This is a genomic window from Flavobacterium sp. WC2509 (genome assembly GCF_052683105.1).
The window spans coordinates 3,678,713-3,694,920 of the sequence record NZ_JBQZFG010000001.1; the positions used below are offsets into that span (position 1 = coordinate 3,678,713).

A 16,208-nucleotide genomic window follows, 5' to 3' on the forward strand; every position below is an offset into this window, starting at 1 on the left:
AACACCGCAAATTCGCAAATTATATTAAGCGTAATTGATGAAAATCTGCGACCCGAGCGATAGCGAATAGGTGAAGTAATTTGCGGTTAATTTAATTTTAATGTCAATTTATTTCGGAAACGCTTTGTTTTGGTAAGCTCCTAAATCTGGGGGTAATGTTCTCGTATTTCCTAAAATATCTAATGGGATCAAATAAGCCGAATTCCCTTTTGCGAAAGCGGAAGAAGTATTATCAATATTAAAATTATTGATATTTGGATTAAAGAATTTTGGGTCTTTATTCAGAATAATTGAATTATAGTGTGTCGGATCTGTTTCAAATAGGTAAAGAGGATCGTTAGTTTTGTTAGATTTCAGCAGGCAATTGTTGAATTGGTAGTTAAAAATTGCTTCTGGTTTTTTATCCAAAATCATTTCGTTTGAAAATGAGCCATAAACGATGCAATTGTTGAATGTAGCTTCCGTTAAATTTTTTGTTTCTGGTGTAGCTCCACTAATATAATTGCTAATATAAACTGCTAATTGTTCTGGACTCGACCAATTATTATTAAAAGTACTGTGGGTAAATTTGTAATTTCCGCCATAAGTACAAGCCAAACTCGCTTGTCCTGTGTAATTGATAACTATATTTTCTCCGTTAATCATCGCATTTTTGGCTTGGATTCCATAATGAGTACAATTGTAAATTTGAGTATTCTTTAGGGAGACAGTTGTTCCATTATTGCCGTCGACTAATAGTCCAACTGTAGCGTTTTTTATAGTAAGGTTTTGAATTTTATTGTTAGTACTTCCATTTTGTAACCAAATCGTTCCCCATTGTCCAGGAATAAAAGCGAAATCGGGTTGCAAACGATCGCTGCTAAAAACAACTTCATTTTCTAGTTTTTCGGTTGTTGATGTGGTTCCGTTAACTTGTATGGAAGCATTTTTGGATACAATAAGGCCAGAATTGGCATGAAAATAAACTCGGGAACCCGGATCGAAAATTACTGTTTCTCCTTCGGGAACGGCTGCGTAGCCATAAATAACATACGATTTTTTGTTCGTAAAATGCAATTCGTTACCATGAATAGGGTCGTTTTTGTCTAAATAAAAACCATTTACTTTTTCATCACCAATCTGTAATGTTTCTGTGGTCCCATCGGTATTTCGGTTGGGATATAATAGAATAGCATCTTTAACTAAAGTTACCAGTTCCACTTTTTGAAGGTTGGCTCCGCTGTCAAATTCTATTTGATCGGTGTATAGAAATTCAGATGGTGTAGTACCACTTTCAACGGTTGTTTCAATAAAAATATACAAACTATCTTTGGCTAATAAGGTAACGTTTTCGAATATTTTCCCTTGATTTCCCTGAACTCCATCAATAGACATTCTGTATTTTGAGTTAAGTCCTTTATTGAATTTAATAAGCGGAATATTAATATCGTTTTTAGAATGATTATAGACTTTTAGATTAAAAGTGCTGGAAGTTAGATTAGTGAAAACCGTGTCTAAATATACGGTATCTTTTGAAAAACTTAACTCACCTGTACTGGCTACCGTCTCAAAATCGCTTCGACATGAACAAATTGTAAGTAGTATTCCAGTAAGAAAAAGTAAGGTGATACGAGGCATTTGGTTTTATTTTTTTTGTAAAAATAGGAATAAATTAGATTTTTAGGTTAAAAAAATAGTTACAGATTAAAATGGTCAAAATGTTTTATTCGTTGAGAATCATTTTAATCTTTACCAACTTTACTTTAGGAGTACTTATATTATTTTGAATTCGATTTATTTCTTTTTTTGAATTATCAAATTAGCGTATTTTTACATTCTTTAAAATTAATTTATAAAATGGATAAAGACCAAATACTCGAATATTGCAATGCGTTTTCTAAAAATACTCTGATGGAAACCCTGAAAATTGAGTTTATAGATGCAGGCGAAGGGTTTTTGACAGCCAAAATGCCTGTTGACTCTTCAGTTCATCAACCAATGGGATTATTACACGGCGGTGCTTCGGTTGCTTTGGCAGAAAGTGTAGGGAGTGCTGCTTCTCATTTTTATATTGATAATAAAAACCAAGAGGTGAGAGGTATTGAAATTTCGGCCAATCATTTAAAAAGTATCCGTGAAGGTGTTGTTTTTGGAACTGCCCGAATTATTCATAAGGGACGAAGTATTCATCTTTGGGAAATTAAAATAACGGATGAAGCTGGAAATTTAGTTTCGCTGTGCAAATTAACGAATATGGTTTTGACTAAAGAGAGTAAATAAATGAGTGATTTTTTTGAAAAAGTGCGTGAGCAATATCAGAAAGAAATGCCTTTTGTTTTGTACTGTAAACCTCATTCGGATGCTATAATTGGAATGTTTCAACAAAATGATACGTTGTTTAATGTGGTTGATTTTACCGAAAAAGGATTTGTATTTGCTTCTTTTGATGGAAAAAGGATTCATTTAATTCCCGAAAAGGAATCGGAAATAATAGGCATAATTAGAGAAAAAGGAGAAGCTGATGTCTTTGAAAAAAAAGAGAAACTTCACAATGAGTCGGATAGAATTAATTTTGAAAAATTAGTTAAAAAAGGGATTCAAGCTATAGAAAATCAAGAATTCAAGAAAGTCGTTCTTTCCCGCAAAGAAATAATTGAACTGGAAAATTTTGATTTGGTTGCCACTTTTGAAAAATTGGTGCAATTGTATCCCAACACTTTCGTGTATTGTTATTATCATCCCAAAGTTGGAATTTGGTTAGGAGCTACACCTGAGCAATTGGTAAAAGCCAATGTCAATGTTTTTGAAACAATGGCTTTGGCGGGGACGCAAAAAGATTATGGCTCGGAGGAAATTGTTTGGGAAAAGAAAGAAAAGGAAGAGCAACAATTTGTGACGGATTATATTGTAGATCAATTGCGAGAAGTTACTTTGGAAGTTTCAGTTACCGAACCTTATAGTCTTAAAGCGGGAAGTGTTTGGCACTTAAAAACGGATATTTGGGGTGTTTTAAATTCGGGTTTCAGTTTAAAACAAGTCGTTGATTTATTACATCCAACTCCAGCAGTTTGTGGATTGCCAAAAGAAGTTTCGAAAGCTTTTATTGTAGAAAATGAAAATTACGATAGAACTTTTTATACTGGATTTTTGGGTGAATTGAATACAAGTTTTGCCACCGATTCGGTTAGTTCAAGTCTATTTGTTAATTTGCGATGCATGCAGATTCGAGATTCGCAAGCACATTTGTATATGGGATGTGGGATTACCAAAGATAGTATTCCAGAAAATGAATGGATAGAAAGTGTCAATAAGTCGATGACGATGAAGAGGGCTTTTGAATAGAAAAGATTCAATATCAATAGCAATTTCAATGGCAATAAAAAAAATAGAAATATAGGATTTGATTAATTTTAGATTTATCTATTACCATTGAAATTGCTATTGAATTTGCCATTGAAATTATTAAAAATAAAAATTATCACATAGATGAAATTAGATATATTAGCATTTGGAGCACATCCAGATGACGTAGAGTTAGGGTGTTCGGGAACTATTTTGAAAGAGATTTCTCTGGGGAAAACAGTTGGGATTATTGATTTAACAAGAGGAGAGTTAGGAACCCGTGGTTCTGCGGAGATTCGAGATCAAGAAGCTGCTGCTGCTGCCGAAATTTTGGGAGTTTCTGTTCGGGAAAATTTAAATATGCGAGATGGTTTTTTTGTAAATGACGAAAAGCATCAATTGGAGATTATAAAAATGATTAGGAAATACCAACCCGAAATTGTTTTGTGTAATGCGATAGACGATAGACATATTGATCATGCAAAAGGAAGTAAATTAGTTTCGGATGCTTGTTTTTTATCTGGCTTGATGCGAATTGAAACGACCCTTGAAGGTGAAATTCAAAAGGCATGGAGACCTAAATTAGTGTATCATTATATGCAGTGGAAAAACATAGAACCAGATTTTGTTGTGGATATAACAGGATTTACAGAGACTAAGATAAAAGCGATTTTAGCCTATGGTTCTCAATTTTATGACCCAAATTCGAAAGAACCAGAGTCGCCAATATCAAGTAAAAACTTCTTAGAAAGCCTGAATTACCGTTCGAGAGACTTAGGAAGGCTAACTGGTGTAGAACATGCCGAAGGTTTTACAGTTGAAAGATATTTGGTTGTCAATAGTTTAGGGGATTTGAAGTAAAATTGTTTAATTTTTTTTAATTTTTAATTTGCAAAAGTGATTTTTAGTCGTATCTTTGCACTCGTCAAAAATGGTGGTTGTAGCTCAGCTGGTTAGAGTATTGGTTTGTGGTGCCGAGGGTCGCCGGTTCGAACCCGGTCAGCCACCCAGATTGCAAAAGCTTCGAAGAAATTCGAGGCTTTTTTTGTGGAATAAACTTTCGTTTCAAAAATTGGTATTTAAGAAGTATTGACTATATTTGAAATTAAATGTAAAATACACACTAATTAAATCCAAAGCAATGAAAATGAAAAACCTTTTTTCTCTAACTATTGGAGTAGTTCTGATATCGCTTGGTTCGGTCGCTCAGACAACTACTTTCAATAAATCAGAATTTAAGCAATGGGCTCAAACGCCACCAATGGGATGGAACAGTTGGGATTGTTACGGTTCTACTGTTGAAGAACATGAAGTTAAAGCCAATGCTGACTATATGGCTAAGAACTTAAAAGCTTCTGGTTGGGAATATATTGTTGTAGATATTAGATGGTTTGTAGAAAATGATAAAGCAGGAGGATACAATCAGAAAGATCCACGTTATGTAATGGATCAATATGGAAGATATTTGCCAGCCTTAAATAGATTCCCTTCTGCAAAAGACGGACAAGGATTTAAACCTTTAGCAGATTATATTCATAAAAAAGGATTGAAATTTGGAATACACATCATGCGCGGTGTTCCTAAGAAAGCGGTGCAAGAAAAATTACCGATTAAAGGAGCTAACGGTGTTACAGCCGATCAAATTTTTACTACCGATTTGCAATGCGAATGGTTAAAAGATAATTACACTATTTTAGCAGATAAACCGGGCGCACAAGAATATTATAATTCATTATTCGAATTGTATGCTCAATGGGGGATAGATTTTATAAAAATTGATGATTTGTCAAGACCTTATCATGAAGCAGAAATCAACTTGATTAGAAATGCAATTGATAAATGCGGGCGCAAAATTGTTTTGAGTACTTCTCCTGGTGAAACTCCAATTTCGGCTGCTGCTCACGTAACTACACATGCCAATATGTGGCGTATGGTTGATGATGTTTGGGATACTTGGCCACATATTACACACTTGATGGAAGTTGCTCAAAAATGGTATCCTTACATTGCTCCAGGTACATGGCCAGATTGCGATATGATTCCATTAGGGAGAATTTCGTTAAGAGGAGAACGTGGAAAAGATCGTATGTCTCGTTTAACGAAAGACGAACAATATACTTTGATGACCTTTTTTAATATCTTTAAATCACCACTGTTTTTTGGAGGAGATTTACCAAGTAATGATGCTTTTGTATTATCATTATTGACTAATAAAGAAGTCTTGAAAATGCACCGTGAAAGTACTGATGTAAAACAGATTTTTCAAAAAGATGGAAAAGTAGCGATTACTTCGAGAAATAAAAAAGACGGTAGCATTTACTTGGCATTGTTTAATATATCTAACATAGATGCTGAAAAAGTGTCAGTATCTTTTGCAGACTTAGGAATTAAGGCTGCAGAAATAACAGATATGTGGACTGGGATGAAAATTGCTCCAACTTCAAATGAAGTGTCGGTATCGTTAAAGGCACATGCTTCGGTTTTGTATAAATTGAAAAGTAAAAAATAAGAAATCCTTTTTTTATCATTTTAAGGTTAGGCTGTTTGTTTTTTTGAATTCAGAACTAATTTTTTTGTATTTTTATTAGAGATATGTAATTCTTGACTATTTTAACTATTTATAAATTAACAATACTTAAAAATCTATGGGGACATTTTTGATTAGTAAAAGAAAAAGTGATGAATTTCAATTTGTATTAAAGGCAGGAAATGGTCAGGTTATTTTGGCAAGTGAGGGCTATACTACTAAAGCAGCTTGTGAAAACGGAATCGAATCGGTTAGGAAAAATTCACAAGATGATGCTCGATATGAAAAATTAGAAGCAAAAAACGGAAAACCCTATTTTAATTTAAAAGCGGCTAATGGTCAAATTATTGGGAATAGTGAAATATATGAATCAGTAACAGCAAGAGATAATGGAATTGAATCTGTTAAGAAAAATGCACCTGATGCTGATGTGAAAGAAGATTTGTAAAACGATAATAAAATGATAAAAGCCTCAAGAGATTGAGGCTTTTTTTGTGTAGTAAATTTTTGTTTTTATTTATTGTGATGGGGGTAATTGTATCATTTAGATATGAAAAATGGTTTTATTGTCAAATCAAGCGCAGTCGAGAACCACTATTGAATCTCGACTGCGCTTGATTTGACAAAAGAAATAGACTTCTGTATATATCTAAATGATATTATTTTTTAAATGAAATAGTAAATGTTGTTCCTTCGTTAATTTTACTCTCCACATCAATTTTTCCTCCTAAGCTGGTAATGTGATTGTTTACTAAATAAAGACCGATTCCTTTACTGTCAATGTGATTGTTGAATTTTTGGTGCAAATCAAAAATTTTATCTTTTGCAATATTCATGTCAAAACCAAGTCCGTTATCAGAAAAAATCAATTGATTTATGCCATCAGTTTTTCTGGAATAGATTGAAATAATCGGTGAACAGCCAGGCCTTGAGTATTTAATCGAATTGGTTATTAAATTTAAAAATATACTTTCTAAATAAGTTCTATTGAAATTAATTTTTTTTAGCTGAGAAAAGTCAATATTGATGACGGCATTGGAGGTTTGAATCAATGAATTTACCGAAAAAATAACTGTATTGAGAGATTCTGTAAAATCTATTTCTTCAATCTGGGCTATTGTGTGATCTTCCTGAATTAAAACATCTACATAATCGTTTAGCGATTGTTTTAAACTTTCGGTTATCAATTTCAACATTTCTATAAGCTTTAGTGTTTCAGGATCTTCAATTTTAGAATCATCTATAAGCGTAAAAATAGCAAGTAAATTATTTACAGGTGATCTTAAATCGTGAGAGGTGGTATAGCTTAATTTCTTGAAGTGGTTGTTAATTTTTGTGAATTTTGTGAGCAAAAGATTTCGCTCGTCTTCCTGTTTTTTGCGATGTGTGACGTTTTTAGCAACTGCATAAACTAATTTTTCGTCAGGTATAGGCATTGATGTCCATGATAACCATACAATTTCACCACTTTTGGTTACGTATCGATTTTCGAAATTGAAAAGCGGGTGGTTTTCGAGTACTTTTTCTCTTGATTTTGAGGTGTATTCCCGGTCATCAATAAACTGGAATTCACTAATAGGTTTCGAAAGTAATTCTTCATTTGTATAACCTAATAATTTAGAAACAGCTGGATTAATTTTTCTAAAAAAGCCATCGAATCCTGCAATACATAACAAATCACCAGATAATTCGAAAAAATGTTCAAAGATGTATTTGTTGTCTGAATTTGGAATTGAATTATGATTTTTTGTCATTGTCATGTATTGCAATTATTTATTTTTCAGTTCTTGCTTGTGCCAATATATGAAAAAGAATTATTGAAGAATCTTGTGTTTTATTATTGGGTTGCTAAATCAATATAAAGTACGATTGAGACTAATGTACATATCGTTTAGCAGAACTCCAAATAAATTTACATAGTTTTGATTTGATGAATGTTTTTTGGGAATAGATGTTAAAAAAGGAGCTTTGAATTTCTTCAAAGCTCCTTTTTACTAAGTGTTATTTTGTTAATTTATCGACTACAATTCTTTCGGGTCTATTAGCCAAATCCCAAGCGATTACAAATGCTAATTGTGCTCTTTTGGCCAAGGCATCAAATTCTATTTTATCAACTTCATCTGTTTTTCTGTGGTAATCGGCATGTACTCCATTAAACAAAAATACAGCAGGTATTCCATATTTGGCGAAATTGTAATGATCAGAGCGCTCGTAGAAATGATTAGGATCTTTTGGGTCGTTAAATTTGAAATCCAAGTCTAGTTTGGTATATTTATTGTTTTGTGCAACGGTAATATTATGTAAGTCACTAGATAATCTATCGGCACCAATTACATATACATAATTATTAGTGTCAGGATGATCAAAATCACGACGACCTATCATGTCGATATTGATATCTGCTATTGTATTAGCGATAGGAAATAATGGATGTTCAGAGTAAAAACGTGATCCGTGTAAACCGTGTTCTTCTCCTGTTACATGAAGAAAAAGTATGGAGCGTTTTGGTCCGTGACCTTCTTTTTTGGCTTTTTGGAAAGCTTCTGCAATTTGTAGAACCGCTACTGTTCCAGATCCATCATCATCAGCACCATTATAAACTTCTCCATTTTTTATACCCACATGGTCGTAATGTGCCGAAATAACAAGGACTTCATCTGGTTTTTCAGAACCTTCGATATACGCCCAAATATTCTCTGAATCGGGTAGGTTTTGATTGCGCTTGGCATTTAAATAAGCCGCAGGAATAGGTTGGTAATAATCAGTTGCTCCTTTTGGATAGGATATTTTACTTTTTTTGTATTGATTAATAAGGTATTCGCCAGCTTTTTTTTGTCCTTTAGATCCAGTATCGCGGCCTTCCATTTCGTCTGAAGCAATGATTGTGAGTCTGGTTTTTAATTTTTCGGCTGTTATACTATTCATGAACTTTGTAGGGTCATCGTTGTTAACAGCTTTTTTTTGTGCAAAACCTGTAAGAGTCGTGATACCTATAAGAAGGATTAAGGCTTTTTTCATTTAGAGATGGTGGCGTTTAATTAATGTTTTATTTTTTTAATACTTCGTTTAAAAATATTTTTAAATGTTCAAAAGACCGTTTGGCTGCTAATTCATTATAAGCAGCTCCTTTTGAATTGTCTGTGCCTGACTCAGGATTGGTAAAAGAATGAACCGCATTAGCATAATATATCATTTGCCAATCGGCTTTTGTATCCCGCATTTCTTTTTGAAAGCTTGTGATTTCTTCAATTGGTTCATAAGGATCGTCAGCACCATGACAAACTAATATTTTTGCTGTAATGGGTTCTGTTGGTCTCAAAACATCTTTTCCTAAACCGCCATGAAAAGAAACTACTCCTTTTACATTCAAGTGACCACGAGCAGCTTCAAGAGCACCAGTTCCTCCAAAACAATAGCCAATAACGACAATATTATCAGGATGGGCTCCAGCGGCAATTAGTTGTTCTAAAGCCAAGGAAATTCGTTTTTGATAGGCTTCAAAGTTTTTTTTGTAAAATCCTGCAATTTTTCCAGCTTCGCCATTATCTTTTGGGTAATTTCCTTCACCATAAATATCAGCGATAAAGGCATAGTAACCTAATTTTGACAGACTCTCGGCAGTGTCTTTGGATAGTTTATCAATTCCTCTCCAAGCGGGTAAAATTAAAATACCAGGTTTTTGACTGTTCTTTTTTACAGGGCTGATTTCAAAACCATTAAGTATCTGATTTCCGTCTTTGTATTGTACAGGTTTTAATTGTGCAAATGATTGAATTGCAATAAATAATGCACCCCAAATTAGAAATTTTAAGTTTTTCATGGCTCTGTTTTTTACAAATATCTGAATAATTAATTGATATAAAAAAAACCTCAAAAAAAAATATTTTGAGGTTTTGGTATTTTTGAAGCAGCTATATCAAATGATTTTTTAAAACATAAGACTGTAAGCTTTGGTTTATATTTTTACTTCTTTTTATTTATTCATTAAATATTTATAAATTGATATTTCTTTTGAAAGCACAGCCTAGTTCTATTAAAGATTCGGTCTTAGAAATTCCAGGAATAGAATCGATTTTTTCATAAAGCAAACGTCTCATGTGTTCATGGTCTTTCGCAATCATTTTTATATAAAGGGTAAAAGAACCTGTGATGTAATAACATTCAGTTATTTCGGGGATTGCCTTAAGTGCTTCGATAACTTTGGCAGAATCCTGGTCTTTTTTTAAGGTAATTCCAGTAAATGTTGCCCAGTCATATCCTATTTTTTTTTCGTTTAAAACGGGTTTAATTCCTGATATGATTCCTTGTTCTATCAATCTATTGATGCGTTGGTGCACCATAGTATTTGAAATCTTGAGATTATTGGCTATTGCAGAAAATGCCATTCTTCCGTCTTTTTCCAATTCTTTTATGATATTGATGTCAAATTCATCTAATATGTCCATATTCTCCTTTTTTAAAGTTAAAATCACTTTTTTTTGGGATAAAAGTAACTGTTTTTTATTTGTTTTTCTTGTTGAGTATCTCAAGAACTATTAAAATAACAACATGACTTATTTTTGTTATAAATAAATCTATATTTTTTAAAAAAATGATTTTAAAAGTCAAATTTAGCTTTTTATTTGATTGATAAAAAACATTTTGTACTTTTGTATTAGTATTTTAATAAATTTATAAATAATGGAACGTACAGCACAGAACCTTTCTTTAAAATCTGAAATTTTAATTGAAAAAGAGAATAAATACGGCGCTCATAATTATCATCCATTACCCGTTGTTTTAGAAAAAGGAGAAGGTGTCTTTGTATGGGATGTTGAAGGTAAAAGATATTTTGATTTTTTATCGGCTTATTCTGCCGTAAATCAAGGTCATTGTCATCCAAAAATTGTTGGAGCAATGATCGAACAAGCACAGAAACTAACATTGACTTCGCGTGCTTTTTATAATGATCAATTGGGAGTTTATGAAGAATATATAACCAATTATTTTGGTTTTGATAAAGTATTACCAATGAATACTGGGGCAGAAGCTGTAGAAACTGCTTTGAAATTATGTAGAAAATGGTCGTATGAAGTGAAAGGAATTCCTGAAAATCAAGCTCAGGTTATTGTTTGTGAAAATAATTTTCATGGAAGAACCACTACTATTATTTCTTTTTCAAATGATGAAAGTGCACGAAAAAGTTTTGGACCTTTTACCGAAGGTTTTATAAAAATACCTTATGATGATATTGATGCTTTAGAAAATGTCTTGAAATCATCAAATAATATTGCTGGATTTTTGGTAGAACCTATTCAAGGAGAGGCTGGAGTTTATGTTCCAACCGAAGGATATTTGGCGAAAGCCAAAGCACTTTGCGAAGCACATAATGTTTTGTTTATTGCCGATGAGGTTCAGACAGGAATTGCCAGAACGGGTAAATTATTGGCGGTGCATCATGAAAATGTACAACCAGATATTTTGATTTTAGGTAAAGCCATTTCGGGTGGAGTTTATCCAGTATCGGCTGTTTTGGCTAATAATGAAATTATGAATGTCATCAAACCTGGGCAACACGGTTCTACTTTTGGAGGGAATCCAATTGCAGCTGCTGTTGCTGTTGCGGCTCTTGAAGTGGTGCGTGAGGAGAATTTATCTGAGAATGCAGAAAAACTGGGATTGCTTTTAAGAAAAGGACTGAATGAAATTGCCGGGCGTAATCCATTAATAGAGTTGGTTCGAGGAAAAGGATTGCTTAATGCTATCGTAATTAATTGTGGTGAAGAATCAGATTTGGCTTGGGATATTTGTCTTCGTTTCAGCCATTACGGATTATTAGCAAAACCAACTCATGGTAACAAAATACGTTTTGCACCGCCATTAGTAATTACCGAAACTCAAATTCAAGAATGCCTTGTTATTATTGAAAAAGCTTTAAATGATTTTAAATAAATTTGCTAAGTTACTAAGTCACTGAGATTCTGAGTTTATTTAGTTTTCTTTTGATCTTACTAACTAGAAAAAATGTTGAGCACTTGCCTTTGGCAGATTTGTTGGGAGATGAATTAATAATTCACAATCGAATTTAATACAAACAGCCTTAAAGTTTATTTAACTTTAAGGCTGTTTTTTTTATGCGATAATTGCGACTTCTGCAAAAATGATTTAACAATCCATTTTATAAAATAAAAGTACTATATTTGAAAAGTGTATTTTTTACATTTAATATAGTTGCCTTTTTGTATTCAAAGTAATAAGGCACTTTATCTAAACCAAGTAAATTTTAATTATGAAACCAATAAAGTCATTTTACATTCCATTATCCTTTTTACTAATCTTAGTTTTTTTATTTTCATGTAAATCAAAAAAGGATACACCAAAAAAGGATAAAAACCCAATATTAGCTGGTTACTATGCAGATCCAGAAGTTCTATATTCTCATAAAACAAAGAAATATTACATTTATCCAACAAGCGATGGTTTTGTAGATTGGACTGGAACTTATTTCAAAACATTTTCTTCTAAGGATTTGATACATTGGAAAGACGAAGGTGTTATTTTAGATTTAAAAAAAGATGTTAGTTGGGCTGATAATAATGCATGGGCACCAACTGCTGTTGAAAAAAAGATTAACGGCAAGTATAAGTACTTTTATTATTTTACAGCTGAGAAAAAAATTGGGGTAGCCGTTTCTGATAATCCAACGGGACCATTTATAGATTCAGGAAAACCTTTAATTTCTCAAAGGCCAGAAGGTACTAAAGGGGGACAGGAAATTGATCCAGATGTTTTTACAGATCCAGTTTCGGGTAAAAGCTATTTGTATTGGGGAAATGGACACATGGCTTGTGTTGAATTGAATGATGATATGATTTCTATTAAACCAAATACCTTAAAATTATTAAATCCAGGAAAGACTTTTCGTGAAGGAACTGAGGTGTTTTTTAGAAAAGGGAAGTATTATTTTTTATGGTCAGAAGATGATACAAGAAGTCCAAATTATCGTGTACGATATGCCACATCAGATTCTCCAACAGGTATTTTAAACAGTATTGAAAACAATATAGTTATAGAAAAAAAGTCTGAAATAGGTATTTATGGTACAGGTCATAATTGTATTTTGCAAATTCCTAATACCGATACTTGGTATATCATATACCATCGTTTTACGCGTCCAAATGGTATTACGATGGGTAAAGCGGCGGGTTATTATAGAGAAGTATGTATTGATAAATTGGAGTTTAATGAAGATGGAAGTATCAAATCTGTAGTTCCAACTCTTTAAAAGAAAATTTCATGAGAAATAATTTTTTAAAGTGTCTGCTTTTACTTTTGATGACCGCTTTTATATTTTCCTGTGCTACATCAAAGCAAAATAAGACATTAAAATATGCTGCTTATTTAATGGTTTATTTTAAGGATGACGATCATAGTTTACACATGGCTATAAGTACGGATGCCAAAAGTTTTACTGATGTAAATAAAGGTAAAGCAGTAATTGCTGGAGATACAATTGCTGAACAAAAAGGAATTCGCGATCCGCATATTTTTAGAGGATCTGATGGAACTTTTTATTTGTCAATGACAGATTTACATATTTTTGGAAAAGAAAAAGGGTTGCGTAAAACACAATGGGAGCGTTCAGATGATTATGGCTGGGGCAATAACAGAGGTTTTGTTTTAATGAAATCGAAGAATTTAATAAATTGGTCAGTTACAAGAGTTCGAGTGGATCAGGCTTTTCCTGGTTTTGAAGAAATTGGTTGTGCTTGGGCTCCCGAAGTGACTTATGATGATAAAGAAAAAAAGCTAATGATTTATTATACCATGCGTTTTAAAAATGGTAAGAATCAATTGTATTACAGCTATGTAAATGATGATTTTAATAAATTACTATCACTTCCAAAATTACTTTTTCAGTATCCTAAAGACATTTCTTATATAGATGCAGATATTACAAAAGTAAATGATCAATACCACATGTTTTATACGCCACATGATGGAACTCCTGGGATTAAACAAGCTGTATCTAATAAAATTAATGCCGATTATGTGTTTAATGATACATGGATAGATCCCGAGCCAAAAGCTTGTGAAGCGCCTCATATTTGGAAAATTAATGATGAAAACCGCTGGATATTGGTGTATGATATTTATGGAATCAAACCACATAATTTTGGCTTTATGGAAACTACCGATTTCAAGAGTTTTAAAGATTTAGGACATTTTAATGAAGGAGTTATGAAAGCTACTAATTTTTCATCTCCAAAACATGCTGCCGTTATTTCTTTGACAAAAGAGGAAGCCCTTCGTTTAGCGAAACATTGGGGAATGGATTTACAATTTAAAAATTAAAAATAAAATTTAATAGAGATGAAATCGTTACTTAAAATAGTATTGTTTATAATATTGGGTGTTACAGGTTTAAAGGCTCAAAATAAAGATTTTAAAGGGTATTTATTTGCTTACTTTGAAGGTAAAGGACCTGCTGAAAAGCAAGAACAATTGCGTTTTGCAGTAAGCGAGGATGCTGTAAATTGGAAAGCATTAAATAATAATGAACCAGTAATACCTTCAAAAAATATTTCTAATACAGGAGGAATTCGTGATCCTCATATCCTTAGAGGGGCTGATGGCAATAGTTTTTATATGGTAGCCACTGATATGAATACTAAAAAAAATGGATGGGATTATAATCCTGGAATCACATTGCTTAAATCAAATAATCTGATTGATTGGAAGTCAAGTGTTATTGATTTAGAAAAATTGTATCCGGTAAAATTTAAAAAAATAAAATGGGTATGGGCTCCACAAACTTTTTATGATACTAAAGCAAAAAAGTATTTAATATATTTTACCGTTCGTTATTATGACAACCTGAAACTTGATTTTTACTGTGCTTATGCCAATAAAGATTTTACTGGTTTTGAAAAGGAACCAACGTTGATGTTTAGTCCAAAAGATGGTGGGATTGATGGAGATATTATTTATAAAGATGGAACCTATCATATGTTTTTTAAAGGAAATACGAAAGATGAAAGTGGAAAAGAAATTAAAAATGGTATAAAACAAGCTACTAGTAAAAAACTTCAAGGGCCTTGGATAGAAAGTTTTGAGTATTTAGATTTTTATGCGGATAAAAAAACGGGTGTTGAAGGTTCTTCTGTTTTTAAACTTGATAATAGCGATGAATATATTTTGATGTATGATTTGTATTCTAGTGGGCGTTATGAATTTCAGCGTAGTAAAGATTTATATCATTTTACAGATAAAACAGAATCATTTACCAAAGATTTTTTTCCCCGTCACGGAAGTATTATTGGCATTACAAAAGAAGAAGCAAAACGTTTACAAGAAAAATGGGGTGGTGTGCCTCAAAGTTTATTGACTTCGGAAGATGGGTTATTTCATTTTAAAGCAAAAGACAATCCTATAATCAAACATAAATTTACTGCAGATCCTGCGGCTTTTGTTGAAAAAGACACCTTGTGGTTATTTACTGGACATGATTTTGAAGGAGGACAAAAAGGATACAAACTAAAAGATTGGCTCGTTTTTTCTACAACCGATTTGAAAAACTGGACTGAGTATCCTGTGCCTTTAAAGATTGAAGATTTTAAATGGGATAAAACAAATGATGCCTATGCGGGTCAAACCATTAAAAGAGATGGTAAATATTATTGGTATATCAGTACGAATGGTTCTGGAATAGGTGTAGCCGTTTCAGACAAGCCACAAGGACCTTATAAAGATGCAATTGGTAAGCCTTTGTTAACTAATAAAGACTGTTTTGCTTCCACACATGGATGGACTTGTATTGATCCTGCTGTTTTCATTGATGACGATGGACAAGCTTGGATTTTTTGGGGAAATGGAGTTTGTTATTATGCAAAGCTCAAGAAGAATATGATTGAAATCGATGGCGAAATTAAGAAAATAGATTTTGAAGGATTACAGTTTACTGAAGCTCCTTGGGTACATAAAAAAAACAATAAATATTACCTTAGTTATGCTAGTGGATTCCCTGAGAAAATTGCTTATGCTATGGCCGACAAAATTGAAGGTCCATATGTTTACAAAGGAATTTTAAATGAAATTGCAGGAAACAGTAACACTAATCATCAAGCTATTTTAGATTTTAAAGGGAAGCCTTATTTTATCTATCATAATGGAGGCTTGCAAAACGGAGGTAGCAGTTATAGTCGATCCGTTTGTATTGATAAATTAGAATATAATGTTGATGGTACTATTAAACCCATTATAATGACTACCAATGGAGTAGATTGATTAAAATAACATGATTTTTATTGGTCTCACATTTTAGGTAAAACTATGTTTTAGTGCATTTGCTTTTCAGGTTTTAAAAATGTTTACCGCAAAT

General features: G+C 32.5%; 14 protein-coding genes and 1 tRNA gene. 10 read left to right on the forward strand and 5 right to left on the reverse strand.

Features of this window, described 5'->3' with window-relative positions; all coding sequences use genetic code 11:
* Positions 1 to 108 precede the first annotated feature (108 nt).
* Positions 109 to 1,617, reverse strand: a complete 1,509-nt coding sequence (locus tag ACUN3A_RS15440) for a hypothetical protein (RefSeq protein ID WP_445552178.1) — start codon at positions 1,615 to 1,617, stop codon at positions 109 to 111.
* A gap of 219 nt (positions 1,618 to 1,836) precedes the next feature.
* Between ACUN3A_RS15440 and ACUN3A_RS15445 the strand changes: the two genes are divergently transcribed.
* From ACUN3A_RS15445 to ACUN3A_RS15470, 6 genes are all read left to right on the forward strand, one after another.
* A complete protein-coding gene (locus tag ACUN3A_RS15445; RefSeq protein ID WP_445552179.1) occupies positions 1,837 to 2,259 on the forward strand; it encodes a PaaI family thioesterase in 423 nt (140 codons plus the stop codon).
* Positions 2,260 to 3,321, forward strand: a complete 1,062-nt coding sequence (locus tag ACUN3A_RS15450) for an isochorismate synthase (protein WP_445552180.1) — start codon at positions 2,260 to 2,262, stop codon at positions 3,319 to 3,321.
* 144 nt (positions 3,322 to 3,465) lie between these two features.
* On the forward strand, positions 3,466 to 4,182 hold the full coding sequence (gene bshB1 / locus ACUN3A_RS15455; RefSeq protein ID WP_445552181.1) for a bacillithiol biosynthesis deacetylase BshB1: 717 nt from the start codon (positions 3,466 to 3,468) through the stop codon (positions 4,180 to 4,182).
* Positions 4,183 to 4,255: 73 nt separating this feature from the next.
* Positions 4,256 to 4,329 (forward strand) — tRNA-His (locus ACUN3A_RS15460).
* Between the two features lie 139 nt (positions 4,330 to 4,468).
* Complete coding sequence (locus tag ACUN3A_RS15465; protein WP_445552182.1) at positions 4,469 to 5,830, forward strand: glycoside hydrolase family 27 protein; 1,362 nt, start codon at positions 4,469 to 4,471, stop codon at positions 5,828 to 5,830.
* Between the two features lie 136 nt (positions 5,831 to 5,966).
* Positions 5,967 to 6,296, forward strand: a complete 330-nt coding sequence (locus ACUN3A_RS15470; RefSeq protein ID WP_445552183.1) for a YegP family protein — start codon at positions 5,967 to 5,969, stop codon at positions 6,294 to 6,296.
* A gap of 211 nt (positions 6,297 to 6,507) precedes the next feature.
* Here ACUN3A_RS15470 and ACUN3A_RS15475 read toward each other — a convergent pair whose 3' ends face one another.
* The 4 genes from ACUN3A_RS15475 to ACUN3A_RS15490 all read right to left on the reverse strand — a co-directional run bounded on the left by ACUN3A_RS15475 (position 6,508) and on the right by ACUN3A_RS15490 (position 10,293).
* Positions 6,508 to 7,602: a PAS domain-containing sensor histidine kinase gene (locus ACUN3A_RS15475; protein ID WP_445552184.1), complete on the reverse strand. Its 1,095-nt coding sequence runs from the start codon at positions 7,600 to 7,602 to the stop codon at positions 6,508 to 6,510.
* Positions 7,603 to 7,849: 247 nt separating this feature from the next.
* A complete protein-coding gene (locus tag ACUN3A_RS15480) occupies positions 7,850 to 8,866 on the reverse strand; it encodes a M28 family metallopeptidase (RefSeq protein ID WP_445552185.1) in 1,017 nt (338 codons plus the stop codon).
* A 28-nt stretch (positions 8,867 to 8,894) separates the two neighbouring features.
* Positions 8,895 to 9,668 carry a dienelactone hydrolase family protein gene (locus tag ACUN3A_RS15485; protein ID WP_445552186.1) on the reverse strand — a complete coding sequence of 258 codons (774 nt, stop codon included), beginning with the start codon at positions 9,666 to 9,668 and terminating at the stop codon, positions 8,895 to 8,897.
* 172 nt (positions 9,669 to 9,840) lie between these two features.
* Positions 9,841 to 10,293: an Lrp/AsnC family transcriptional regulator gene (locus tag ACUN3A_RS15490; RefSeq protein ID WP_445552187.1), complete on the reverse strand. Its 453-nt coding sequence runs from the start codon at positions 10,291 to 10,293 to the stop codon at positions 9,841 to 9,843.
* A gap of 235 nt (positions 10,294 to 10,528) precedes the next feature.
* Here ACUN3A_RS15490 and rocD point away from each other — a divergent pair, with 235 nt between their 5' ends.
* From rocD to ACUN3A_RS15510, 4 genes are all read left to right on the forward strand, one after another.
* The gene (rocD, locus tag ACUN3A_RS15495; protein ID WP_445552188.1) at positions 10,529 to 11,779 is read left to right on the forward strand and encodes an ornithine--oxo-acid transaminase; all 1,251 of its coding nucleotides are present in this window, start codon (positions 10,529 to 10,531) and stop codon (positions 11,777 to 11,779) included.
* A gap of 337 nt (positions 11,780 to 12,116) precedes the next feature.
* On the forward strand, positions 12,117 to 13,112 hold the full coding sequence (locus ACUN3A_RS15500) for a family 43 glycosylhydrolase (protein ID WP_445552189.1): 996 nt from the start codon (positions 12,117 to 12,119) through the stop codon (positions 13,110 to 13,112).
* Between the two features lie 11 nt (positions 13,113 to 13,123).
* Positions 13,124 to 14,182: a glycoside hydrolase family 43 protein gene (locus ACUN3A_RS15505; RefSeq protein WP_445552190.1), complete on the forward strand. Its 1,059-nt coding sequence runs from the start codon at positions 13,124 to 13,126 to the stop codon at positions 14,180 to 14,182.
* Between the two features lie 18 nt (positions 14,183 to 14,200).
* The gene (locus ACUN3A_RS15510) at positions 14,201 to 16,114 is read left to right on the forward strand and encodes a family 43 glycosylhydrolase (RefSeq protein WP_445552191.1); all 1,914 of its coding nucleotides are present in this window, start codon (positions 14,201 to 14,203) and stop codon (positions 16,112 to 16,114) included.
* Positions 16,115 to 16,208: the final 94 nt, after the last annotated feature.